The sequence below is a fragment of the Microbacterium sp. ARD31 genome, from assembly GCF_031844425.1.
Genome location: NZ_JAUZVE010000008.1, coordinates 35,299 through 57,534 on the forward strand (window position 1 = coordinate 35,299; position 22,236 = coordinate 57,534).

A 22,236-nucleotide genomic window follows, 5' to 3' on the forward strand; every position below is an offset into this window, starting at 1 on the left:
TGTGGAGCGCCTGATCGTATGACGTCCGTTAACCCCGACAGCGTTCCCGAGGAACCCGAAACGCCTCCCACCGAGAAGGCTCCCAACGCATACGGGGCAGACGAGATCCAGGTGCTCGAGGGTCTCGAGGCCGTCCGCAAGCGCCCGGGCATGTACATCGGCTCGACCGGTGAGCGCGGGCTGCACCACCTCGTGTACGAGATCGTCGACAATTCCGTCGACGAGGCCCTCGCCGGCTACTGCGACGCGATCCAGGTGACGATCCTCGCCGACGGCGCGGTCCGCGTGGTCGACAACGGCCGCGGCATCCCCGTCGACATGCACCGCACCGAGGGCAAGTCGACCGTCGAGGTCGTCCTCACCGTCCTCCATGCCGGCGGCAAGTTCGGCGGCGGCGGGTACGCGGTCTCGGGCGGTCTCCACGGCGTCGGATCCTCCGTCGTGAACGCGCTGTCGAGCCGGCTCGACGTCGAGGTCCGCCGACAGGGTCACGTGTGGCGGCAGTCGTACCGCGACGGCGGAGTGCCCCAGGCACCGCTGGCCCAGGGCGAAGAGAGCAGCGAGACCGGCACGACGATCACGTTCTGGCCGGATGAGTCCATCTTCGACACGGTCGACTTCGACTACGACACGCTGCGCACGCGCTTCCAGCAGATGGCGTTCCTGAACAAGGGTCTGCGCATCGACCTGCGCGACGAACGGGCCGAAGAGGTCATCGACGACGTGGATGCCGTCGACGCCGAGCCGCAGGCGCGGCACGACAGCTTCCTGTACGAGCGGGGCCTCGTCGACTACGTCGAGTACCTCAACCGCGTGCGCCACGCCGACGTCGTCAACGACGAGATCATCGAAGTGGAATCCGAGGACACCGACCGCCGCATCGCCATGGAGATGGCCATGCAGTGGACGACGAACTACACCGAGAACGTCTTCACCTTCGCCAACACCATCAACACCCACGAGGGCGGCACGCACGAAGAGGGTTTCCGTGCGGCACTCACCGCGCTGGTGAACCGGTACGCCCGGGCGAACAACATCCTCAAGGAGAAGGAGGAGAACCTCACCGGAGAGGACATCCGCGAGGGTCTCACCGCGGTCATCTCTGTGAAGCTGTCCGAGCCGCAGTTCGAGGGGCAGACCAAGACCAAGCTCGGCAACACCGAGGCGAAGGCGTTCGTGCAGAAGGTCGTGGGCGATCAGCTGGGCGACTGGTTCGACCGCAACCCCGCCCAGGCGAAGAACGTGATCCGCAAGGCGATCGATGCCGCGACCGCGCGCCTGGCCGCGCGCAAGGCCCGTGAGACAGCCCGCCGCAAGAGCGTCTTCGAGTCGGCGGCGATGCCCGACAAGCTCAAGGACTGCACGAGCAAGGACCCGTCGATCAGCGAGATCTTCCTCGTCGAGGGAGACTCCGCCGGCGGCTCGGCCGTGCAGGGCCGCGACCCGCACACGCAGGCGATCCTGGCCCTGCGCGGAAAGATCCTCAACGTCGAGCGCGCCAGGCTCGACAAGGCCCTCGCCAACAAAGAGGTCCAGGCGATGATCCAGGCCTTCGGCACGGGCATCGGCGAGGACTTCGACATCGACAAGGCGCGGTATCACAAGATCGTGCTGATGGCCGATGCCGACGTCGACGGCCAGCACATCACGACCCTGCTCCTGACGCTGCTCTTCCGCTACATGCGCGGCCTCATCGAAGCCGGATTCGTGTACCTCGCCCAGCCGCCGCTGTATCGCATCAAGTGGTCCAACGCCGCGCACGAGTACGCCTACAGCGACCGTGAGCGCGACGCGCTCATCGTCGAGGGGCAGGCCCAGGGCCGCCGAATCCCCAAGGACAACGCGATCCAGCGCTACAAGGGTCTCGGTGAGATGAACGACCACGAGCTGTGGGAGACGACCATGAATCCGCAGTCGCGGACTCTGCGTCAGGTGACGATCGACGATGCGGCCGCCGCCGACGAGATCTTCACCATCCTCATGGGTGAGGACGTCGAGTCCCGCCGCGGCTTCATTCAGCGCAACGCCAAGGACGTTCGCTTCCTCGACATCTGATGCTTCGTCTCGGCGGCGATGCCGCCTCGCTCAGCAACCGGTCCCTGAGCGGGAGAATCGAGACGAAGGGCCGACAGAAAGTCCGAAGACATGGCTGACGAAGAACGCCCCGTTACCCCGCACGATCACGGCAAGATCGATCAGGTCGATCTGCAGCTCGAGATGCAGCGCAGCTACCTCGACTACGCGATGAGCGTCATCATCGGGCGCGCGCTGCCCGACGTGCGCGACGGTCTCAAGCCCGTGCACCGCCGTGTGCTGTACGGCATGTACGACGGCGGGTTCCGTCCCGACAAGTCGTTCTCGAAGTGCTCCCGCGTCGTCGGCGAGGTGATGGGTCAGTACCACCCGCACGGCGACACCGCGATCTACGACGCCCTGGTGCGCCTGGTCCAGCCGTGGTCGCTGCGCTACCCCCTCGCGCAGGGGCAGGGCAACTTCGGATCGCCCGGAAACCAGGGTGCGGCCGCCCCCCGGTACACCGAGACCAAGATGTCGCAGCTCGCCCTCGAGATGGTGCGCGACATCGAAGAGGAGACGGTCGACTTCCAGGACAACTACGACGGCCAGACGCAGGAGCCGACGGTCCTGCCGGCGCGCTTCCCCAACCTGCTCGTCAACGGCTCGGTCGGCATCGCCGTCGGCATGGCCACCAACATCCCCCCGCACAACCTCCGCGAGGTCTCATCCGGTGCGCTGTGGGCCCTCGAACATCCCGAGGCCACGCGCGAGGAGCTGCTCGAGGCGCTGATGGAGCGCATCCCCGGCCCCGACTTCCCCACGGCGGCGCAGATCCTCGGCACCCGCGGCATCCGAGAGGCCTATCGCACCGGGCGCGGGTCGATCACGATGCGCGCCGTCGTCAACGTCGAAGAGATCCAGGGCCGCACGTGCCTGGTCATCACCGAGCTGCCGTACCAGGTCAACCCCGACAACGTCGCGGTGAAGATCAGCGACCTCGCCCGTGAGGGGAAGATCACCGGCATCGCCGACATCCGCGACGAAACGTCGGGTCGCACCGGACAGCGCCTGGTCATCGTGCTCAAACGGGATGCCGTCGCGAAGGTCGTGCTCAACAACCTGTACAAGCACACGCAGCTGCAGGAGAACTTCGGCGCCAACATGCTGGCGATCGTCGACGGCGTGCCGCGGACCCTCCCGCTGGACGGGTTCATCTCGCTGTGGATCGACCACCAGGTCGAGGTCATCGTCCGCCGCACGCGATACCGCCTGCGCAAGGCGGAGGAGCGCATGCACATCCTGCGCGGCTACCTCAAGGCGCTGGATGCGCTGGACGAGGTCATCGCGCTCATCCGCCGGTCGCCGACCGTGCAGGATGCCAACGAGGGCCTGCAGAAGCTCCTCGACATCGACGACATCCAGGCGCAGGCGATCCTCGACATGCAGCTGCGCCGCCTGGCCGCGCTGGAACGGCAGAAGATCGTCGACGAGGCGACCGAGCTCGAAGCCCGGATCGCCGACTACAACGACATCCTCGGCGACCCGGCCCGGCAGCGGATCATCATCCGCGACGAGCTGACCGGCATCGTCGAGCGCTTCGGCGACGACCGCCGCACCCACATCCTCCACGGGTTCGACGGCGACATGTCGATGGAAGACCTCATCCCCGAAGAAGAGATGGTGGTCACCGTCACGCGCGACGGCTACATCAAGCGCACGCGCAGCGACAACTATCGGCAGCAGCACCGCGGCGGCAAGGGTGTCAAGGGCGCCCAGCTGCGCGCCGACGACGTCGTCGAGCACTTCTTCGTCACGACGACCCACCACTGGCTGCTGTACTTCACCACGAAGGGGCGCGTCTACCGGACGAAGGCGTACGAGGTCCCCGAGGCCGGCCGCGATGCCAAGGGCCAGCACGTGGCGAACCTCCTCGCCCTGCAGCCCGATGAGGAGATCGCGCAGATCCTCGACATCCGCGACTACTCCGTCAGCACCTACCTGGTGCTCGCGACCCGCAGCGGACTGGTCAAGAAGACCCGTCTGACCGAGTACGACACCAACCGCCAGGGCGGCGTGATCGCGATCCGTCTGCGCGAGGGCGACGAGGTCGTCAGCGCGATGCTCGTCGACGAGGGCGACGAGATCCTCCTCATCAGCCGGCAGGGCATGTCGCTGCGCTTCACCGCCACCGACGAGGCCCTGCGTCCGATGGGCCGCTCCACCGAGGGCGTCAAGGGCATGTCGTTCCGCGAGCGCGACAGTCTGCTCTCTGCATCGGTCGCCCGGGACGACGGGTTCGTGTTCGTCGTCACCGAGGGCGGGTACGCCAAGCGCACTGCGGTCGACCAGTACCGCACCCAGAGCCGAGGCGGACTCGGCATCAAGGTGGCGCGTCTGAGCGACGATCGAGGCAACCTCGCAGGCGGTCTGATCGTCGGAACCGACGACGAGGTCTTGGTGGTTCTTGCCAGCGGCAAGGTGGTACGCTCTGCCGTGGCCGAGGTGCCTGCCAAGGGTCGCGACACCATGGGTGTCGTGTTCGCCCGTGCCGGCGACGAGGATCGCATCATCGCGATCGCGCGCAACGGCGAGCGGCGCCTGGCCGAGACGGCGGAGTCTGAGGATTCCACCTCCGGCACCCCTGACGCCGCATCCCCGATCCCCGAAGAAGGTACTGACGCATGAGCACGGTAGCCGACAAGCTCGCGAAGAAGTCCAGTGGGCGCACCAGCGCCAAGCAGGTCCGCCTGCGTCTGGTGTATGTGGACTTCTGGTCCGCGGTCAAGCTCTCGTTCCTCGCGGCGATCGCGATCGCGATCGTCACCGTGGTGTCGCTGGTCATGATCTACCTCGTGGTGCAGACGACGGGACTCATCGCGCAGGCCGATGACTTCCTCGGCAGCTTCTCGGACGGCAGCCTGCTCGTCTCGCAGTTCGTGAGCCTGCCGCAGGTCCTCGCGTTCTCGGCGATCGTGGCGATCCTGAACCTGATCGTGATCACGGTGCTCGGCGCCGTGATCGCGGGCATCTACAACCTCGCGGTCAAGGTCACCGGCGGACTGCTGGTGGGCTTCACCTCCAACTGACCGGATGCCGGGGTTTCCGGCATCCGCTCACACCACGGTCGTTCCCAGCAGGGTTCCGATCGCCCAGGTCACGGCGAGGGCGAGCGCCCCGCCGACCACCAGCCGCATCACCGCGCGGCCGACCGGCGCGTCGCCCAGACGTGCCGAGACGGTGCCCGTCACGGCAAGCGCCACCACCACCGCGACGAACGTGATCGGCACGCGCAACCCGGGCGGCGGGAGCAGGATCGCCAGCAGGGGAAGAAGCGCTCCCAGCGTGAAGGCGACCGCCGAGGAGAGGGCCGCCTGCCACGGGCTGACCAGATCGTCGCGATCGATGTGCAGCTCCACCTCGAGATGTGCGGCGAGGGCATCGTGCGCGGTGAGTTCTTCGGCCACGACCCGCGCCGTCGCCTCGCTCAGACCCCGCTGGCGGTAGAGCTCTGCGAGTTCGGCGAGCTCTTCGTCCGGCTGCTCGCGCAGCTCGCGCTCCTCCTTCGCGATGAGCGCCCGCTCGGTGTCGCGCTGGCTGCTCACCGAGACGTACTCGCCGAGAGCCATCGAGATCGCCCCGCCGACGACGCCGGCGACACCGGCGGTCAGGATCGCAGGGATCTCGGTCGTGGCCCCCGCCACACCGACGACCAACGCGGCCACCGAGACGATGCCGTCGTTGGCGCCGAGAACGCCCGCGCGCAGCCAATTCAGACGCTGGCCGATGCCGCCGAGATGCGTCTCTCCGGCGTGGGTGGGCTCCGTCATGCGCTCAGTCAACCACCGCGGCTCAGGCTTGGCGCCACGATTCGAGAATCCGCGCCGATTCGGGTAAAGTCTTGGAGGTTGCCGACGCCCCCGCGTCGCAGCAGACGGGGCTATAGCTCAGGCGGTTAGAGCGCTTCACTGATAATGAAGAGGTCCCAGGTTCAAGTCCTGGTAGCCCCACACGTAAGCCCCGGGGCCTTAGCTCAGTTGGTAGAGCGCCTGCTTTGCAAGCAGGATGTCAGGAGTTCGAATCTCCTAGGCTCCACTCCCCGCCTCCGCTCAGGAGGCCTCTTGCGAGATGTCGGCCACGGTCGCGCTGTACGCAGCGATCAGCGCGTCCGCGTCGACGAAGAGACTGTAGCCGTGGGCTCCCGCTCCCATCGCGATCCGCTCGCCGACGATCCGCTCGTCGGCGTAGACCGGCCAGTCGTGGGTGCTGCCGATCGGCACGATCGTCCCGCGCTCGTAGCCGGTGGCCTCGAGGGCCCGCTCGGGTTCGGGCAGTCGCAGCTTGTTGACGCCGACGACCGCCCGCAGCTTCGGCCACGAGATCGCGCGATCTCCGGGGACGAGGGCGAACAGGTAGGTGTCGTCGCTGCGCTTGACCACGAGCGTCTTCACGATGCCCGAGGGGTGGACACCAAGAAGCGCCGCCGCCTCGGGAAGACTGTTCGCGACCGGGCGCTCTCGCACCTCGATCGCCAGTCCCCGGGCGGCGGCGGCTTCGTTGACCCGATGAAGCGGATCAGGCATCCGGTGCGCGCAGCGGGTCGTCCGCCACCCACAGCTCGTCGTCGGCGCGCAGTGTCTGCCACGCGGCGTAGAGGACTCCGGCTGCGGCGGCGACGCCGAGGATGATCGCGATCACGCCACCGGCGCCGATCCCGTCACGTCCAGAGTCGGTGTGCAGCTTGCGCGACAGGTTCTTCGTCGCCTGCTTGGAGTACTTGTCGGCCTTCTTGGCGTACTTGCCGCGGTCGAGTTCGAAGCCCTTGCCCTTGGCCAGGCGGGCGCGGGTGTCATTCGCGGCATCCCAGACCGACATCGCGCTGCCGACGACGGTGCCCGCGGTGGGGACGACCTTGTCGGCGAGGACGTGCTTGGAGAAGGCGACGCTGCGGTCGACGTAGGGTGCGGCGTACTTGTCATAGCCGTGCTTGACGGTCGGACCGAGGTCCTCGCGACCGTAGGTGCCCAGCTGGCGTCCCGCCTCGCGGGCGACGGCTCCGGCCTCGCCGACCAGGATCTGCTGCGACTCCCAAAGATTGTTGGCCTGCTTCTGCAGCTTACGGAGTTGCTTCTTGCGCTTGCGGCTCAGGCTCACAATGCCCTCCCAGGGTGTGGGGATGTCGGATTCCCCATCTTGCCAGACCATCTCTGTCGCGGGAGGGGTTGCGACGAACTCTGAGACAATGTACGCATGCCGATTCACACTGCTGTCGCCACGTTCCACACCAATCACGGCGACATCGTCGTCAACCTCTTCGGAGACCACGCCCCCCGCACCGTCCAGAACTTCATCGGCCTCGCCGACGGTTCGGGCTCGTGGACGCACCCCGCGACGGGCAAGCCCGGCGAGGGTCCGCTCTACAAGGACGTCATCTTCCACCGCATCATCAGCGGCTTCATGATCCAGGGCGGCGACCCGCTCGGCCAGGGCACCGGCGGACCGGGATACAACTTCAACGACGAGATCAGCCCCGAGCTGACCTTCACCGAGCCTTACAAGCTGGCCATGGCCAACGCAGGGCTCCGCCGCAATTCGATCACCGGCAAGGCCGAGGGCACGAACGGATCGCAGTTCTTCATCACCGTTCCCGGCCAGGGCGGCCGCGGACCCGAGTGGCTGCAGGGCAAGCACACGATCTTCGGCGAGGTCGCCGACGACGCCTCGAAGGCCGTCGTCGACGCGATCGCCGAGGTTCCCACCGCCGCCGGCGACCGCCCCCTCGAGCCGGTGGTCATCGAGTCCATCGACATCGCCACGGTCTGACAGGACCGGGGCGCGTGACCACCGACGATTTCCGTCGCAACCGAGAGAACTTCTGCTACCGGCATCCCGACCGTCAGAGCTTCGTGCTCTGCCAGCGGTGCCTCCGTACGATCTGCCCCGAGTGCCAGACCCCGGCGGCCGTCGGCGTGATCTGCCCCGAGTGCCTGCAGGCGCAGCAGAAGAACCAGTCTCCCGCGCAGCGCAAGGCGGAGCGTCGGTGGTCACGCCCCCGCGTACTTGCCGCGACGTCGGACGGACGGCCGGTCGTCAGCTACGCGATCATCGCGATCACGGCGCTGGCGTTCCTCATCGGCCTGGTCCCCGGCGCCGGGGCGCTCGTGCAGGGCGCCCTCCTCTTCTGGGCGCCGGCGCTCTACCCGGATCTCACCGGAGCCTTCCAGCCGTGGCGGCTCCTCACCGTCGCGCTCGTGCACTCCGGGTTCTGGCACGTCGGCCTCAACATGCTGGCGCTGTGGCTGCTCGGACGCAGCCTCGAACCGCTGCTGGGCAGATGGCGTTTCCTCACCCTCTACCTGATGGGTGCGCTGGGTGGTTCGGTCGCCGTCGCGCTGCTGTCGTTCACCACGCAGGTCGTGGGGGCCTCCGGCGCGATCTTCGCCCTCTTCGGCGCGATGCTGGTGATCGGCCGGCACCTCGGCGCGAACATCACCGGTATCGCCATCATCCTCGGCATCAACCTGGTCATCGGCTTCATCCCGGGCTTCAACGTCTCGTGGCAGGCGCACATCGGCGGACTCGTCACCGGCGCGCTCGTGGGCCTCATCTTCGCCCGCACCCGCTCGGTGCGCCGTCGCCGACTGCAGATCGCGCTGCTCGCCGCGCTGGGTGCAGCGCTCGTGGGGTTGCTTCTCGTGCCCCCGCTGCTGTTCTTCTGACACGAATTACACGCGTGTGATTCATCCCCAGGTGTGGATGAACCTGTGGATAACTCCGCAGCGCGCTCCAATGACGAGAGCGCAGGACCCGAAGGCCCTGCGCTCTCGTCGCTGGTAGCGCTGACTACCGCCAGCGCGTGGTCATGAGAAAGCCGATGAAGGCGATGCCGAAGCCGATCACGAGGTTCCAGGCGTCGATGCCGGGGATCGGATACTGCATGCCGCTCAGGTAGAAGACCAGCACCCACACCAACCCGACGAGCATGAGCCCGATCATGATCGGCTTGAACCACACCGGGTTGGGGGCGGCTTCGCCCTCTGCGCGCTCCACGAGCTCGTCGTCATTGCCTGGTCGTGCCATGCCGAACAGTCTAACTGCCAGTAAGCGCGAAACATGTGCTGACTAGAATCCCCCTGTGTCCCACGCCACGAGTGACCGCACGGCCCGCCGCCGGTCCGCTCGGCGCGCCGAAGGGTCGCCGCCGCGTCGCCGGGTCTCGGTCGTGGGCGTCTTCGGCGAGCTGCTCATCACCGCGGGCGTGCTGGTGTTCCTCTACGTCGGATGGCAGCTGTGGCTGGGCGATGTCATCTACGGCGCGCAGGCCAACGCCGAAGGTGCTGAGCTCAGCGAGACGTGGGCCGAGCAGTACGAGCCGACCGAGCCGGCGCCGAGCGCGACGCCCGACGACACCGCCGACCCCGCGGCGGTCGAGCCTGTGGTGCTGCCCGAGCCGCAGGGCACCGAGGACTTCGCGGTCATGCGCGTCCCCCGCTTCGGCGACGACTACGCCGTGACGATGGCCGGCGGCGTCACCCGCGCGGGAACCCTCGACCGCGCGCGGATCGGCCACTACCCGGGCTCGAAGATGCCCGGCGAGGTCGGCAACTTCGCCGTCGCCGCCCACCGCACCACGTACGGCGCACCGTTCAACCGCATCGCCGAGCTGCGCGTCGGCGACGCGATCGTCGTCGAGACCGAAGCCGGCTGGTACACCTACCGCTTCCGCACGCTCGAGTACGTGACCCCCGACGAGGTGGAGGTCCTCCTCCCCGTCCCGCAAGAGATGGACGCCCCCGCGGGCACCAGGTACCTGACCATGACCAGCTGCAGTCCTCTCTACTCCCTCGCCGAGCGGATCGTCGCGTACAGCGTGTTCGAGTCCTTCACACCCCGCTCGGACGGACCCCCCTCCTCGCTCATCGACGCGGCGGGCGCCTGATGTACGCGGCGCTGTGGCGGGTGCTCCCCGGTCCCTGGTGGGTGCGGGTCCTGATCCTGCTCGTGCTCATCGCGGCCGTACTGTACGGACTGTTCTTCTACGCCTTCCCCTGGGTGAGCGAGTTCGTCAACCCGCAAGAGGTCACCGTCGAGTGACCGTCCCGCCGGTGCTGGTCGTCGACAACCACGACAGCTTCGTCCACACGCTCGTCGGCTACCTGCACGAGCTCGGTGCCGACACAGAGGTGGTCGAGGCCGACAGCATCCTCGATCCGGATGCCGCTCTCGAGAGTCGCCGCGGCATCCTCATCTCTCCCGGGCCCGGAACGCCCGCGGCCGCCGGTGCCTCGATCGCCGTCGTCCACGCGGCCGCGCGGCGAGGCACCCCCCTGCTCGGTGTCTGCCTCGGCCACCAGGCCATCGCCGAGGCCTTCGGCGCCCGCGTCGACCACGCGCCCGAGCTCATGCACGGGATCACCTCGGCCGTGCACCACGACGGCTCTGCGCTGTATGCAGGACTCCCCGATCCGTTCACCGCGACGCGGTACCACTCCCTGGCGGTCGTGCCCGAGACCGTGCCCCACGATCTGATCGTCACCGGCCGCACCGGCAGCGGTGTCATCATGGGCCTCGCGCATCGCACCCTGCCCATCGTGGGCGTGCAGTTCCACCCGGAGAGCGTGCTCACCGAGGGCGGACATCTGCTGCTCGGCAACTGGCTGGGCCAGGCGGGATATCCGGATGCCGCCGCGCGCGGCGCCCGGCTTCATCCGCGTCGGTGAGGCCTACTCTCCCGAGCAGAACGTCAGCGTGATCGTCGAGCGCACCGGCACGTCTCCGGGAGCCAGCGACTGGCCCGACACGGTCGGCGGCGCCGACGCCGGGCACGCGGTGTCTTCTTCGGTCAGGACCTCGAGCCCCAGCGCCTCGAGCTCGCGCTGCGCGGCGTCGACGGTGTAGCCGCGGACGTCGTTGATCGCGATGCGGCCGGACGCGACGATGAGGTTGACGGTCGTGCCTGCGGGGACCGAGATGCCCGGGCTCTGGTCTGCCGAGATGACGGTGCCCTCGGTGAGATCGGCGTCGTTCTGCCGGCGCACCGAGCCCAGCGACAGTCCCGCATCGGCGATCGCCTGTTCGGCGGCCTCCTGACCCAGGCCCTCGAGCGCGGGAACCGTGGCCATCTCCTGCCCCTCCGACACGAAGACGCGGACCTGCTGGCCGGGATTCACCGACTCCCCCGCTGCGGGGTCGGTGCGAATGACGTTGCCGGCGGCGACCTCGGTGTTGGCCTCGTCGATCCGGAACGACACCAGATCCTCGCCGCCCAGCTCGCTGCTGGCGCGCTCGTACGTCATGCCCGTGACGTCGGGGACGATGCGGGCGATGCTGGGCACCTCGGCGCGCGGCTGGATGGAGAGCACCCAGAAGAGCATCGACACCAGGAGGACCGCCAGCAGTGCGACGCCGGTCCAGATCCACGCGACCGGGGGTCCGGGCTGCGTCCGCTTCATGGTCGTGTCGGTGGTCAGCTGCCGCAGAGACCGAGCCGTCTCGGCCGCCTGCCGCGGATTCGGACCGTACAGCTCACTGGTCAGCGCGCCGAGCTGCCGCTTCGACGGAGCCTTGCCGTCGATGGCCGCGTCGAGCGACTCGCGGAACCCCGCAGCGTCCTGATAGCGCTGGAACGGATCCTTCGCCAGCGCGCGAAGCGCCACGGCGTCCATGGCGCGGGGCACCGACTCGTTGATCTCGGAGGGCGGCAGGGGCGCTTCGCTGACGTGCTGGTACGCCACCGCGACCGGCGACTCACCGCGGAAGGGGGTGCGGCCGGCGAGCAGCTCGTAGAGCACGACGCCGGTGGAATACAGGTCGGCGCGCCCGTCGACGGGCTCGCCCTTGGCCTGCTCGGGTGAGAAGTAGGCGGCGGTGCCCAGGATGGTCGTCGTCTCGGCGACGGTGGACGAGCTGTCCGACACGGCGCGGGCGATGCCGAAGTCCATGACCTTGACCTGGCCCGCGGGGGTGACCATGACGTTGCCGGGTTTGATGTCGCGGTGCACGACGCCGGCCCGGTGCGAATACTCCAGGGCCTCCAGGATGCCGTCGACGTAGCGCGCGGCATCCGTGACCGGCACCGGTCCCTCGGCGATGATCTCCTTCAGCAGCCTGCCGCGAACGAGCTCCATGACGATGTACGGAACAGCGCGAACGGTGCCGTCGGGAAGGGTCTCGGAGTCCTCCCCGGCGTCGTAGACCCGCACGATCGTGGGGTGCGACATGCGGGACGCGGCCTGCGCCTCGAGGCGGAACCGGGTGCGGAAGGCGTTGTCGCCGGCGAGCTCGCGGTCGAGGACCTTGATGGCCACCTCGCGGCCCAGCGTGAGGTCGTAGCCGCGGAACACCCGGGCCATGCCACCTCGGCCGATGGGCTCGTCGACGCGGTAGCGCCCGCCGAGTACGCGCGGCTCAGCAGTCACGGAAACCCCCCTGATGGAACATCAGCCAGACTATCCGAGGGTCCAGGTCCTGGACGCCGGACTCCCCGGGGTCGCCTGCCGGCGGTGACGGTCCGGGCGGATCACCCGGGGTGGAGCGACTCGTCGGCTGCCGTGGTGCGCCATCCGAGGAAGTGAACCGTCAGCCCGGCGCGAGTCGGTGCGCAGCAGAACGGTCCGGCGTGAACGGCTGCGCCCGAGCGCAAGGGCGCGACTCTGACGAGCCGCCAGGGCTCGTCATCCGCGCGGGCCCGGATCGTCACCGCGCCCGCGGACCAGCTCGCTCGCGTCGTGACGATTCTTCCGGACCACTCGGGCACGGGCGAGAGCGACCAATCGGACTCCCCGCGGGTGACCACCGCTCCGAGGCTGTCCTGGCCGTCGCTGTGCTCGATTCCGGCCTTGATCCAGTTCTCGTCGTCGATCTTGAGGAACACCCCGGCTTGGTCGAACTGCGAGGAGAAGTCAGCGCGGAAGGTGACCTCGACGGCCCGACCTTCGTTCAGCGGTGTCAGAAGCGCGTGCTCGGTGTCGTGGATGAACCCGTACGACGTCGTCCGCCACGCATCGCTGCCTTCCTTCGCGGTCACGAAGAGGCCGTTCTCGGCGACGCGCGTCTGTTCGGGCTCCGTCGTCCAGCGACCCTCGGTCCATGCCACGTCGGTCATCGCACCGCCCCGCTCTCTCAGGGGGTCGTCTCGCCCTCGCCCGAGCCTTCGCCCTCGCCGTTCCCGTTGCCGTTACCGGGATCCGTCGTCGGCACCGCCTCGATCGTCGCGGCCGCCTCCGGCGATGCCGGAGATGTGCGCTCGCCGGACGGGCCTCCGGTGCAGGTGACGGTGTACGACACCGTCACCTGGCCGGTGGCGTCGGCGGGGACGGTGAGCTGGGTCGTGCGGTCGCCCGCGCCGAACGAGGACTCCGTGCCGCCGTTCGGGAAGGTGCCGTTGGTGGCCGTGAAGTTGTAGGAGCTCGGCGATCCCTCGCCGGACGGGCAGGAGTACTGCGACCAGTTCACCGTGATGACGCCGCCCGCCGGCGTGGTCGACGGTGTGAGGGTCGCCGCACCCGGCGCTTCGAGCGGCACCTGCGCGCCGTAGAACGTCAGGTCGATGGTCGTGCCCTCGGGCACGCGGCCGGTCGGGTTCACCTCGTACACGAGTCCCTGCTGGCCCTCGGTGGGCGCGGCGTTGCCTTCGACGCAGTTCGCGACCAGACCGGCGTCTTCGACGATGACGCGGGCGTCGTCGCACGAGATGTCGGTGAGTGCGAGCGAGCGCACGTCCACGAGCTCCTCTGCGGGCTCGGTCGGCGTCGGGGTCTGGCTCGGCGTCGACCGCGGCGTCGTCGACGATGCGGTGGGACTCGACGTCGGCTCGTCGCCCTGGTTCGCCAGCAGCGCCCAGATCGTGCCGCCGAGGATCAGCAGCAGCAGCAGGATGAGCGCGATGAGCGGCCACGTCCACGGGCTGCGCTTCTTCTTCTCGGGCTCGGCGTCCTCGGCCGTCTCGGTGAGCGTCGTGGCGCCCATCGGGACCGCACCGGGCAGCAGCTGCGTGGTCGCAGCGGTTCCGCCTGCGGCGGTGAGCAGCTGCGTGGCCTCATCGGCGAGCACGGCGCCCCCGGCGACGGCGGGCACAGCGGCCGCGGCGGCGGCGAGGTCGCCGCGGCGCATAGCGGTGGCGGCCCGCGCGACGGCGGCGGTCGAGGCGGGACGCTCGTCGGGCTTCTTGGCGATCATCGCCATCACGAGGTTCTGCACCGGCTCGGCCACCGTCGGCGGCAGGGGCGGCGGCTGCTCGTTGATCTGCGCCATGGCGATCGCCACCTGCGACTCGCCCGTGAAGGGGCGCTTGCCGGCGAGCGACTCGTAGGCGACGATGCCGAGCGAATAGATGTCGGTGGCCGGGGATGCCGGGTGACCGGAGGCCTGCTCGGGCGACAGGTACTGCACCGTGCCCATGACCTGGCCGGTCGCCGTCAGCGGCACCTGGTCGGCGATACGGGCGATGCCGAAGTCGGTGATCTTGACTCGGCCGTCCGGGGTGATGAGGAGGTTTCCGGGCTTGATGTCGCGGTGGACCAGGCCGGCGGCATGTGCGGCCTGCAGCGCCGCCGACGTCTGCGCTACGACATCGAGGGTCTTGTCGGTAGACAGCGTGCCGTCGCGTTCGAGGATGGTCGACAGGGCCTCGCCGGGCACGAGCTCCATGACCAGGAACGCACTTCCGGCCTCCTCGCCGTAGTCGAACACGCTGGCGATGCCTTCGTGGTTGACGAGCGCGGCGTGACGGGCCTCGGCGCGGAAGCGCTCGAGGAAGCCCGGATCCCCCATGTACTCGTCTTTGAGGATCTTGATGGCGACGGTGCGGCCGATCACGTGATCGGTCGCCTCCCAGACTTCGCCCATGCCGCCGATGGCGATCCGCGATTCCAGCTCGTAGCGGCCGCCGAAGGTCACTCCCTGCGTCGGTCTCATCTGCCCAGCACCGCCTCCATGACCGTCTTCGCGATAGGCGCGGCGATCGTGTTGCCGCTGCCCGATTGTCCTTGGCCTCCGCCGTTCTCGACGACCACCGCAACGGCCACCTGGGGGTCTTCCGCCGGGGCGAATCCGGTGAACCACAAGGTGTACGGTGCGTCGGATCCGTTCTCGGCGGTGCCGGTCTTACCGGCTACTTCGACCCCGTCTATTCTTGCACCCGACGCCGCGCCGTCACTGACATTGGCGACCATCATCTGCACCATCTCCTCGGCGAGGTCCTCTTCCAGCGCCCGGCCGAACTCGACGTCGTCGAACGTCTGCTGCACCGAGAGGTCGGGGGCGATCACCTGGTCGACGAGGCGCGGGCTCATCACGACACCTCCGTTGGCGATCCCGGCCGAGACCATGGCGATCTGCAGCGGCGTCGCGGTCACCTGACCCTGCCCGAACCCCGAGAGCGCGGTCTGCGCGTCGTCGAGGCCGGTGGGGTAGCTCGAGGCGGTGGACGACTGCGGCACCTCGAACGAGAGGTTGAACCCGTACTTCTCGGCCTCGGCGCGGATGGCCTCATCGCCGAGTTCGACCGCGAGCTCGGCGAACGGGATGTTGCAGCTCAGCCGCAGGGCGTCGGCGATCGTGACCTCGTCACCCGAGCCGCATCGGCCGCCACTCGCGTTGTAGACCACCGCGCTCGACTGCGGGAGGGTGTACGAGGCCGGGTTCGGCAGCTCGGACTCGGGCGTGTACTCCCCCGAGGCCAGGGCGGCCGAGGCGACGACCAGCTTGAACGTCGAGCCCGGGGGATTCAGATCGCCGGCGATGGCCCGGTTCGACAGCGGGTCCGCCGGGTCGGCGACCAGTTCGTCGAAGACGCGATTGACCTCGGCGGTGTCGTGCGATGCCAGCAGGTTCGTGTCGAAGCTCGGGCTGGTCACCATCGCGAGGATGCGGCCGGTGTCGGGCTCGATCGCCACGACGGCGCCTTCGAGGTCGCCGAGCGCTTCGAACGCCGCGCGCTGCACGTCGGGGTCGACCGAGACCTCGACGTTCGAGCCGCGCGGCGGCTGTCCGGTGAAGATCCGCTCCATCCGCGTCAGGAACTGGGAGTCGTCGGTGCCGCTGAGCATCTGGTTCAACGCCAGCTCGATGCCCGTCGCTTCGCCGAGCGGGGGGAGGTAGCCGGTGACGGGAGCCCACATGGGGGCGTCGGCGTACTGCCGCTGCCAGCTGTAGATGTCGTCGGAGGGCACCGAGGACGCGATCGCGGCACCGCCCGCGATGATCGAGCCGCGCTGCACCTCGTACGAGTCGTACAGCGCCCGCGTGTTGGCGGGGTGGTCGGCCAGGGTGTCGGCCTGGACGACCTGGATCACGCTCGTCGAGGCGAAGAGCGCGAAGAACATCAGCATCATGATGATGCTGAGCCGGCGCAGTTCCTTGGTCATCCGATCACCACCCGCGGGCGTGAGCGCACGGCATCCGAGATCCGCAGCAGCAGGGCGACGATGATCCAGTTGGCGATGAGCGAGGAACCGCCCGCCGCCAGGAAGGGGGTGGTCAGTCCGGTCAGGGGGATGACCCGGGTCACGCCGCCGACCATGATGAACACCTGCAGCGCGATGGTGAACGACAGCCCCGTGGCCAGCAGCTTCCCGAAGTCGTCCTGGCCGGCCAGGCCGATGCGGATGCCGCGACTGGTGAACACCATGTACAGGCACAGGATCGCGAACAGGCCCACGAGGCCGAGCTCCTCGCCGAGGCTCGGGAAGATGTAGTCGCTCTCGGCGACCGGCGTCAGGTAGGGACGGCCGAGTCCCAGCCCGGTGCCGATCAGGCCTCCCTGCGCGAGGCCGAAGATGCCCTGCACGAGCTGGAAGCTGCTGTTGTCCATGAGCGCCGGGTTGAACGCGTCGAGCCAGTTGGTGAAGCGGCCCTGCACGTACGGCAGCACGCGCGAGGCGAGCAGCGCACCCGCGGCGGCGAGGATCACGCCGAGGAGCACCCAGCTGGTCTTGCCGGTGGCGACGTAGAGCATGGCGACGAACATGCCGAAGATCAGCAGGCCGGTCCCGAGGTCGCGCTGCATGACGATGATGCCGAGAGAGACGAGCCAGATCACCAGCAGCGGACCGAGTTCGCGCGCGCGCGGCCAGGTCATGCCGAGGAAGCGGGTGCCGACCGAGGTGAGGCTCTCGCGGGTGCGGACCAGATAGCCGGCGAAGAAGACGGCCAGTGCCAGCTTGGCCAACTCACCGGGCTGGAAGGTGAAGAACCCGACGTCGACCCACACGTCGGCGTTGCCGCCGCCGCTGAGGCCGGGGATCACGGGGAGGATCAGCAGGCCGATGCCGGCGAATCCGAAGATGTAGGTGTAGCGGAACAGCACGCGGTAGTTGCGCAGGAGGATGACCACGACGATGGCCAGCACGAGGGCGATAGCCGCCCACGCGAGCTGCCGGGTCGAGAAGGCCTCCCAGCCGTTGCGGTCGCGCGCCAGATCGATGCGGTAGATCATCGCGATGCCGAGGCCGGTCAGGAGCGTCGCGATGGGGACGACGAAGGGGTCGGCCGCACGCGCCTTCAACCGCAGCACGATGTGCAGCGCCACGATGAGCGCCGTCGGGCCGCCGCAGTAGACGACGAACGTCCAGTCGACGGCACCCAGTTCGCCCAGCTGCACCAGCACGAGGGCGCCGGCATTGATGGCGAAGGCGAACACGAGCAGGAAGAGCTCGCGGTTCCGCTGGGTCTGCGGCACGCGGATGCGCTTGAGCGCGCGGATCACCGCCGTGTCGGTCGACAGCTGGTCAGTGGCCGGTGCGGACATCAGTCACCTCCCGAGACGGCGCGGAGCCGATCGACGATCGCGCGGGCGTCGTCCAGCGACGACGCGCTGATGGTGCGCTCGACCGTGGCCCTGGTGAACGGCGAGAGAGCGTCGAGTTCGATGCCGGTCTCCTCGTACGTGGTCGACAGCGAGATCGGCCCGATGTCCTGCTGGATGCCGCGGAAGATGACGACCGAGTCGGTGTCGGCCCCCACGTAGTACCGCGTCTGCGTGAACTGGTAGACGCCGAACATGCCGGCGGCCAGGAGCGCGAGGACGAGCACGAGGCCGGCTATCCAGCCCCAGCGACGACGACGCGCGCGTCGGCGGTCCTCCTCGATCAGCTCCTCGAGGAACTCCGCGGCCGGCTCGAAGTGGGTCGGCTCGTTCGCGGCCTGGCGGTTCGGGTGCAGCCAGCTCGTGCGCCCGGGACGGGCGGCGGGCACCTCGACCCCGATCGGGTTCGACGCCGATCCGACGATCGTGGGTGTGCCCGAGAAGACCGGATGCGCTCCCCCGACGTCGATGATCACGATCGTGACGTTGTCGGGGGCGCCGCCGTCGAGCGCCTGACGCAGCAGGTTGTCAGCCGTCCGGCCCGGCGCCTGGCCCGCGGCCATCGCCTTCGCGGTGTGCGGGTCGTCGACGACGCCCGAGAGGCCGTCCGAGCACAGCAGCCAGCGATCCCCCGGCTGGGTGGGCATGATGAACGTGTCGACCTCGGGGTCGGGATCCATGTCGCCGAGCACCCGCATGAGGACCGAGCGGCGCGGGTGGAAGCGCGCCTCTTCGGGCGTGATGCGACCGGAGTCGACCAGACGCTGCACGAACGTGTGGTCGGTCGTGATCTGGGTGAGCGCCTCGTCGCGGAAGAGGTAGATCCGCGAGTCGCCGATGTGGGCGATGACGGCGTACTCGTCGACCATGAGCAGCGCGCTGACCGTGGTGCCCATGCCGGCGAGCTCGGGGCGCTGGTGGACGGTGTCGATCAGGTCGGCGGCGGTGTCGGTGATCGCCTCGCGGAGGACCCGCTCGGCGGTCGAGGTGGAGTCGTACGGCACGTCGATCCGCTGCAGGCGGTTGACGGCGAGGCTCGAGGCGACGTCGCCTCCGGCGTGACCGCCCATGCCGTCGGCGACCACGAACAGGTTCGATCCGGCGTAACCGGAGTCCTGGTTGTTGGAGCGCACCTTGCCGGTGTGCGAGATCGCGGCGCTCGAGCCCTGGAAGACCATGAAGAGAGGTCCGCCCGTCTACTTCCGCAGCTCGAAGGTCGTCGCGCCGACCTTGATCGGGGCGCCCACGACCACGGGCACCGGCGTCGAGACCCGGGCGCCGTCGTGCCACGTGCCGTTCGTCGAGTCGAGGTCCTGGATCATCCACTGGTCGCCCCACAGCAGCAGGCGCGCGTGGTGGCTGGAGGTGTAGTCGTCGCGGATGACGAGTCCCGATTCGCTCGAGCGCCCGATCGTGAGGGGCTCCGACCCCAGCGGCAGCTCCAGTCCGGCTTTCGGGCCCGACGTGATGACGATGCGGGCGACCGCGTCCACCGTGGCCTTGCCGCCCTTCGAGGCCGCGGGCATCGCGCGCGGCGGGGTCGAGGGCGACGAGGTTCGCGCAGCGGTCTGGCCGACCGGCGCCGCGGCGGCGGGTGCGGCATCCGGCATCTTGCGCACCTTCACGCCGAACAGATCCGCCCGCAGCGAGTAGATGACGGCGAACACGAAGAACCACAGCACCAGCAGGAAGCCGATGCGCAGCAGCAGGAACGTCAGTTCGCTCACGTCAGCGGCCCCTGCTCTCGGACGTCGTAGGCGCGGGTGACGTCGTCGGGCAACGGGGGCTTCGGTGGGGTCGCCTGCGCTATCACGCGGAACACGATATCGGTGCGGCCTATGGTGACGGTGGAATCCGGTGACAGGGGCGCTTCGGTGACCGGGCGTCCGTCGAGCTTCGTGCCGTTGGTGGACTTCATGTCGCGCACCATGGCGCGCTCGCCGTCCCACAGGATCTCGACGTGGCGGCGGCTCGTTCCGGAGTCCGGGATCGTGATGTCGGCGTCGCTGCCGCGCCCGATGACCGTGCGGGATTTGACGAGCGGATGCCGCTTGCCGGCGATCTCGACAACGCCGCGCCACGCCACGCGACCCTGGGCGGCCGAGCTGTCCACCCGCAGGGTGCCGGTGGCGACCTGCTCGTCGCGGCGCAGCTCGATGGTCACCGGACCGGCGAAGGAGTACCCCTGCGCCCGGGCGTGCGAGTGGACGAGGGAGTCGAGCTCCTCGGGCAGCGCGTTGCCGAGCGCGGACATCTTCTCGTGGTCGTCGGGCGACAGCAGCACCACGAACGTGTGCGGAGCGAGGATGCGCTCGCGGCTGACCACGGCGGCCTTCTTGTCGAGCTCGCTGCGCAGCGCGGAAGCGATTTCTACGGGCTGGATGCCGCTGCGGAAGGTCTTGGCGAACGCGCTGTTGACGGCGCGCTCAAGACCTTTCTCGAAGCTGTCAAGTAGTCCCACGGGGCTCCTCGGAGGGCGGTGCCGGATCGCTACATGCTAATTGCACAGTCTGTACGGGGTGTGGACGCGGTGCGGCTCCGCGCGGGATCGGGGCACCTCCGACCCCGTGATACGATCGGGAGTCGAGTTCGGAGCGCCCCGGTGCACCGACTCGCGCGAGTGGCGGAATAGGCAGACGCGCTGGCTTCAGGTGCCAGTGCCCGAAAGGGCGTGGGGGTTCAACTCCCCCCTCGCGCACAGCGAGATGAAGGGCTCCCGAGAGGGGGCCCTTCATCGTTTCCGGCTGCGGCCTCGGTCCTCAGACGCCGTCGAGGGCCGGCACCAGAGTGAAGACGATCTCCTCCACCTCGCGCCCCACACCCGGTGCGAACGCGACGTTCCGCGACACCTCGGTGAAGCCGTTCCGCTCGAGCACGGCGATGGAGCCCGCATTGTGGGTCGCGGCCCGGGCGAAGAGCGGGCGGATCGGCTCGCGCGCGACGAGTTGCCGCAGCGCCTCGGTTGCGACGCCGCGACCGCGGGCGTGCCGGGCGATCCAGAAGCTGACCTCGCGGTCGTCGTCGACGGTGAAGGCGGCGGCGGTGCCGGCGAAGCCGCCGTCCTCGGTCACCACCCAGGACTGCACGCCCGGCGACTCCAGCTGGCGGCGGATCCATGCGTCGAACGCCCCGCGGTCATCGGGGTCCTCGGCGGTGAAGGCGGCCTGGGCGATCGCGTCGGGGTCGCGCATCATCTCGAAGATCGCATCCAGATCGTCTTCGTCCACAGCGCGCAGTTCGATGTGTCCCACGCGACTCACCCTCTCACGCCGGTGTGACGATGTGGTTGATCTCGAGCAGCAGCGCCTCGGCCCGCCGGCCGTCCCGGTCTGCGACCGCCTGCCGCAGGGCCCGGTAGCGCTCGGTGCGGGTGTCGGCGTCTTCGACCGGCGGGGTCCACGCCTGCAGATTGCGCTGGAGTGCCAGGCCCGCCTCGCGCATGATCGTCACGAAGACGTGGTTGCCGGTGGCGCGGATGGTGAGCTGATACAGACCGACGGTCGCGCCGAGGATGGCGAGGTGATCGTCGCGCGACGAGGCCTCGACGAGGGCGTCCACCGAGCCGACCAGATCGACCAGCTGCTCATCGGTGCAGCGCGCGAGGCCGAGGATCATCGCGTCGCCCGCGACGTACGTCATGAACTCGATGGTGTCGGCGTTGGCACGGGGGTGCAGCTCGCTCACCCGGGTGTAGCGGTTGGCGGCGACTTCGACGAGGCCCAGGCGCTCCAGACGCTGCAGCGCCTCGCGGACGGGCGTGCGCGACACCCCGAGGCGGCTGGCGAGCTCGACGTCGCGGAGTCGGTCGCCGGGCCGCAACGTGCCGCGGATGATCGCCTCTCCGAGGACGGCGTAGACGTCGTCGCCGAGTGCCGTGCCCTCGCGGGGCGTGAGTGGCGTGAAGCCTTCCGTGTCGATCATGGCGCCCTAAGTGTACGGAACCGTCATCGATCTCGCCCCACCACCGGTATATCGGTACAGTGTGAGTGGTCACGCTCAGCGTGGCTGATCCGGGGGGATCCGTCGACGTCCGGGCTTCGAGCACCGCTCAGCCCGGGCGATCGATGGTGCCCGGCGGGTGTGCAACATTTTCGTCACATCGCCGAAGAGCCTCGATTTCGCCCGACCGCCTTCGTTAGCGTGGAAGGCGATCCAGCGCCGTCGGCGCCGGGCAGCGCGAAAGAACGGCGATTGATGAGTACGCAGGGCACGGTCAAGTGGTTCAACTCGGAGAAGGGCTTCGGCTTCATCGCACCCGATGAAGGCGGCGCGGACGTCTTCGCCCACTACACCGCCATCCAGGCGGGCGGCTACCGCTCGCTCGAAGAGAACCAGCGCGTGGAGTTCGAGATCGCGCAGGGCCCGAAGGGCCTCCAGGCGGAGAACATCCGCCCGATCTGACCATCGGTCGCGCGCGC

General features: G+C 68.8%; 23 protein-coding genes and 3 tRNA genes. 12 read left to right on the plus strand and 14 right to left on the minus strand.

Translation table 11 applies throughout. From position 1 onward, the window contains the following. Window positions 1-18: 18 nt before the first annotated feature. From gyrB to Q9S36_RS20490, 3 genes are all read left to right on the plus strand, one after another. Window positions 19-2,055 (plus strand): DNA topoisomerase (ATP-hydrolyzing) subunit B, encoded by a 2,037-nt coding sequence (gyrB, locus tag Q9S36_RS20480; protein WP_311286718.1) that lies wholly within the window; start codon window positions 19-21, stop codon window positions 2,053-2,055. 90 nt (window positions 2,056-2,145) lie between these two features. Next, a complete protein-coding gene (gyrA, locus tag Q9S36_RS20485) occupies window positions 2,146-4,701 on the plus strand; it encodes a DNA gyrase subunit A (RefSeq protein WP_251455086.1) in 2,556 nt (851 codons plus the stop codon). Further along, entirely contained in the window at window positions 4,698-5,102 is a 405-nt protein-coding gene (locus Q9S36_RS20490; RefSeq protein ID WP_251455089.1) for a DUF3566 domain-containing protein, read from the plus strand. Before gyrA ends, Q9S36_RS20490 begins: the two co-directional genes overlap by 4 nt. A gap of 27 nt (window positions 5,103-5,129) precedes the next feature. Here Q9S36_RS20490 and Q9S36_RS20495 read toward each other — a convergent pair whose 3' ends face one another. Then, entirely contained in the window at window positions 5,130-5,843 is a 714-nt protein-coding gene (locus Q9S36_RS20495; RefSeq protein ID WP_311286719.1) for a VIT family protein, read from the minus strand. A gap of 106 nt (window positions 5,844-5,949) precedes the next feature. Between Q9S36_RS20495 and Q9S36_RS20500 the strand changes: the two genes are divergently transcribed. Together Q9S36_RS20500 and Q9S36_RS20505 are read left to right on the plus strand one after the other, a co-directional pair. After that, window positions 5,950-6,023: transfer RNA gene (locus Q9S36_RS20500), tRNA-Ile, on the plus strand. A 12-nt stretch (window positions 6,024-6,035) separates the two neighbouring features. Further along, window positions 6,036-6,108 (plus strand) — tRNA-Ala (locus tag Q9S36_RS20505). 14 nt (window positions 6,109-6,122) lie between these two features. Here the strand turns inward: Q9S36_RS20505 and Q9S36_RS20510 are convergent. Next, on the minus strand, window positions 6,123-6,596 hold the full coding sequence (locus tag Q9S36_RS20510) for a YbaK/EbsC family protein (RefSeq protein WP_311286720.1): 474 nt from the start codon (window positions 6,594-6,596) through the stop codon (window positions 6,123-6,125). Further along, on the minus strand, window positions 6,589-7,167 hold the full coding sequence (locus Q9S36_RS20515) for a DNA helicase (protein ID WP_251455095.1): 579 nt from the start codon (window positions 7,165-7,167) through the stop codon (window positions 6,589-6,591). Before Q9S36_RS20515 ends, Q9S36_RS20510 begins: the two co-directional genes overlap by 8 nt. Before the next feature lie 96 nt (window positions 7,168-7,263). On the opposite strand from Q9S36_RS20515, the gene Q9S36_RS20520 reads away from it, so the two are divergent. Further along, window positions 7,264-7,836 (plus strand): peptidylprolyl isomerase, encoded by a 573-nt coding sequence (locus Q9S36_RS20520; RefSeq protein ID WP_251455097.1) that lies wholly within the window; start codon window positions 7,264-7,266, stop codon window positions 7,834-7,836. 14 nt (window positions 7,837-7,850) lie between these two features. Next, window positions 7,851-8,732, plus strand: coding sequence for a rhomboid family intramembrane serine protease (locus tag Q9S36_RS20525; protein ID WP_311286721.1), 882 nt, complete (start codon window positions 7,851-7,853; stop codon window positions 8,730-8,732). A gap of 124 nt (window positions 8,733-8,856) precedes the next feature. Here the strand turns inward: Q9S36_RS20525 and Q9S36_RS20530 are convergent, their stop codons facing one another. Beyond that, window positions 8,857-9,093 carry a cell division protein CrgA gene (locus Q9S36_RS20530; protein ID WP_251455101.1) on the minus strand — a complete coding sequence of 79 codons (237 nt, stop codon included), beginning with the start codon at window positions 9,091-9,093 and terminating at the stop codon, window positions 8,857-8,859. A 55-nt stretch (window positions 9,094-9,148) separates the two neighbouring features. Here Q9S36_RS20530 and Q9S36_RS20535 point away from each other — a divergent pair, with 55 nt between their 5' ends. Genes Q9S36_RS20535 through Q9S36_RS20545 form a run of 3 tightly spaced genes read left to right on the plus strand, consistent with a single transcriptional unit; the run spans window position 9,149 to window position 10,733 of the window. Then, window positions 9,149-9,952 carry a class E sortase gene (locus Q9S36_RS20535; protein ID WP_311286722.1) on the plus strand — a complete coding sequence of 268 codons (804 nt, stop codon included), beginning with the start codon at window positions 9,149-9,151 and terminating at the stop codon, window positions 9,950-9,952. Next, entirely contained in the window at window positions 9,952-10,107 is a 156-nt protein-coding gene (locus tag Q9S36_RS20540; RefSeq protein ID WP_251455105.1) for a hypothetical protein, read from the plus strand. Before Q9S36_RS20535 ends, Q9S36_RS20540 begins: the two co-directional genes overlap by 1 nt. After that, the gene (locus Q9S36_RS20545) at window positions 10,104-10,733 is read left to right on the plus strand and encodes a glutamine amidotransferase-related protein (RefSeq protein WP_311286723.1); all 630 of its coding nucleotides are present in this window, start codon (window positions 10,104-10,106) and stop codon (window positions 10,731-10,733) included. The genes Q9S36_RS20540 and Q9S36_RS20545 overlap by 4 nt, the downstream gene beginning before the upstream one ends. A gap of 3 nt (window positions 10,734-10,736) precedes the next feature. On the opposite strand, the gene pknB is transcribed toward Q9S36_RS20545, so the two are convergent. The 8 genes from pknB to Q9S36_RS20585 form a co-directional block, all read right to left on the minus strand. Beyond that, window positions 10,737-12,431: a Stk1 family PASTA domain-containing Ser/Thr kinase gene (gene pknB, locus Q9S36_RS20550; protein ID WP_285814611.1), complete on the minus strand. Its 1,695-nt coding sequence runs from the start codon at window positions 12,429-12,431 to the stop codon at window positions 10,737-10,739. Between the two features lie 101 nt (window positions 12,432-12,532). Then, entirely contained in the window at window positions 12,533-13,117 is a 585-nt protein-coding gene (locus Q9S36_RS20555) for a DUF1349 domain-containing protein (RefSeq protein WP_311286724.1), read from the minus strand. 17 nt (window positions 13,118-13,134) lie between these two features. Further along, window positions 13,135-14,928, minus strand: a complete 1,794-nt coding sequence (locus Q9S36_RS20560; RefSeq protein WP_311286725.1) for a serine/threonine protein kinase — start codon at window positions 14,926-14,928, stop codon at window positions 13,135-13,137. Then, entirely contained in the window at window positions 14,925-16,379 is a 1,455-nt protein-coding gene (locus Q9S36_RS20565; protein WP_311286726.1) for a penicillin-binding transpeptidase domain-containing protein, read from the minus strand. Before Q9S36_RS20565 ends, Q9S36_RS20560 begins: the two co-directional genes overlap by 4 nt. Continuing rightward, entirely contained in the window at window positions 16,376-17,761 is a 1,386-nt protein-coding gene (locus Q9S36_RS20570) for an FtsW/RodA/SpoVE family cell cycle protein (protein WP_311286727.1), read from the minus strand. The genes Q9S36_RS20565 and Q9S36_RS20570 overlap by 4 nt, the downstream gene beginning before the upstream one ends. Beyond that, complete coding sequence (locus Q9S36_RS20575) at window positions 17,761-18,996, minus strand: Stp1/IreP family PP2C-type Ser/Thr phosphatase (protein ID WP_311286728.1); 1,236 nt, start codon at window positions 18,994-18,996, stop codon at window positions 17,761-17,763. Before Q9S36_RS20575 ends, Q9S36_RS20570 begins: the two co-directional genes overlap by 1 nt. Before the next feature lie 18 nt (window positions 18,997-19,014). Next, entirely contained in the window at window positions 19,015-19,545 is a 531-nt protein-coding gene (locus tag Q9S36_RS20580) for an FHA domain-containing protein (RefSeq protein ID WP_311286729.1), read from the minus strand. Further along, complete coding sequence (locus Q9S36_RS20585) at window positions 19,542-20,279, minus strand: DUF3662 and FHA domain-containing protein (protein WP_311286730.1); 738 nt, start codon at window positions 20,277-20,279, stop codon at window positions 19,542-19,544. Before Q9S36_RS20585 ends, Q9S36_RS20580 begins: the two co-directional genes overlap by 4 nt. Before the next feature lie 153 nt (window positions 20,280-20,432). Here Q9S36_RS20585 and Q9S36_RS20590 point away from each other — a divergent pair. Continuing rightward, a tRNA-Leu gene (locus tag Q9S36_RS20590) sits at window positions 20,433-20,516 on the plus strand. Window positions 20,517-20,577: 61 nt separating this feature from the next. Here Q9S36_RS20590 and Q9S36_RS20595 read toward each other — a convergent pair. Together Q9S36_RS20595 and Q9S36_RS20600 are read right to left on the minus strand one after the other, a co-directional pair. Further along, a complete protein-coding gene (locus Q9S36_RS20595) occupies window positions 20,578-21,069 on the minus strand; it encodes a GNAT family N-acetyltransferase (RefSeq protein ID WP_251455118.1) in 492 nt (163 codons plus the stop codon). 13 nt (window positions 21,070-21,082) lie between these two features. Then, window positions 21,083-21,739 carry a GntR family transcriptional regulator gene (locus Q9S36_RS20600; RefSeq protein ID WP_311286731.1) on the minus strand — a complete coding sequence of 219 codons (657 nt, stop codon included), beginning with the start codon at window positions 21,737-21,739 and terminating at the stop codon, window positions 21,083-21,085. Between the two features lie 273 nt (window positions 21,740-22,012). Here Q9S36_RS20600 and Q9S36_RS20605 point away from each other — a divergent pair, with 273 nt between their 5' ends. Then, window positions 22,013-22,219 (plus strand): cold-shock protein, encoded by a 207-nt coding sequence (locus Q9S36_RS20605; protein WP_251455122.1) that lies wholly within the window; start codon window positions 22,013-22,015, stop codon window positions 22,217-22,219. The last annotated feature ends 17 nt before the right edge of the window (window positions 22,220-22,236 follow it).

Excerpts from the sequence above, each read along its gene's own strand:
- gyrB (WP_311286718.1), top strand. The coding sequence starts at position 19 with ATGACGTCCGTTAACCCCGACAGCGTTCCCGAGGAACCCGAAACGCCT.
- gyrA (WP_251455086.1), top strand. The coding sequence starts at position 2,146 with ATGGCTGACGAAGAACGCCCCGTTACCCCGCACGATCACGGCAAGATC.
- Q9S36_RS20490 (WP_251455089.1), top strand. The coding sequence starts at position 4,698 with ATGAGCACGGTAGCCGACAAGCTCGCGAAGAAGTCCAGTGGGCGCACC.
- Q9S36_RS20495 (WP_311286719.1), bottom strand. The coding sequence starts at position 5,843 with ATGACGGAGCCCACCCACGCCGGAGAGACGCATCTCGGCGGCATCGGC.
- Q9S36_RS20510 (WP_311286720.1), bottom strand. The coding sequence starts at position 6,596 with ATGCCTGATCCGCTTCATCGGGTCAACGAAGCCGCCGCCGCCCGGGGA.
- Q9S36_RS20520 (WP_251455097.1), top strand. The coding sequence starts at position 7,264 with ATGCCGATTCACACTGCTGTCGCCACGTTCCACACCAATCACGGCGAC.
- Q9S36_RS20530 (WP_251455101.1), bottom strand. The coding sequence starts at position 9,093 with ATGGCACGACCAGGCAATGACGACGAGCTCGTGGAGCGCGCAGAGGGC.
- Q9S36_RS20540 (WP_251455105.1), top strand. The coding sequence starts at position 9,952 with ATGTACGCGGCGCTGTGGCGGGTGCTCCCCGGTCCCTGGTGGGTGCGG.
- Q9S36_RS20555 (WP_311286724.1), bottom strand. The coding sequence starts at position 13,117 with ATGACCGACGTGGCATGGACCGAGGGTCGCTGGACGACGGAGCCCGAA.
- Q9S36_RS20560 (WP_311286725.1), bottom strand. The coding sequence starts at position 14,928 with ATGAGACCGACGCAGGGAGTGACCTTCGGCGGCCGCTACGAGCTGGAA.
- Q9S36_RS20565 (WP_311286726.1), bottom strand. The coding sequence starts at position 16,379 with ATGACCAAGGAACTGCGCCGGCTCAGCATCATCATGATGCTGATGTTC.
- Q9S36_RS20570 (WP_311286727.1), bottom strand. The coding sequence starts at position 17,761 with ATGTCCGCACCGGCCACTGACCAGCTGTCGACCGACACGGCGGTGATC.
- Q9S36_RS20575 (WP_311286728.1), bottom strand. The coding sequence starts at position 18,996 with ATGGTCTTCCAGGGCTCGAGCGCCGCGATCTCGCACACCGGCAAGGTG.
- Q9S36_RS20600 (WP_311286731.1), bottom strand. The coding sequence starts at position 21,739 with ATGATCGACACGGAAGGCTTCACGCCACTCACGCCCCGCGAGGGCACG.
- Q9S36_RS20605 (WP_251455122.1), top strand. The coding sequence starts at position 22,013 with ATGAGTACGCAGGGCACGGTCAAGTGGTTCAACTCGGAGAAGGGCTTC.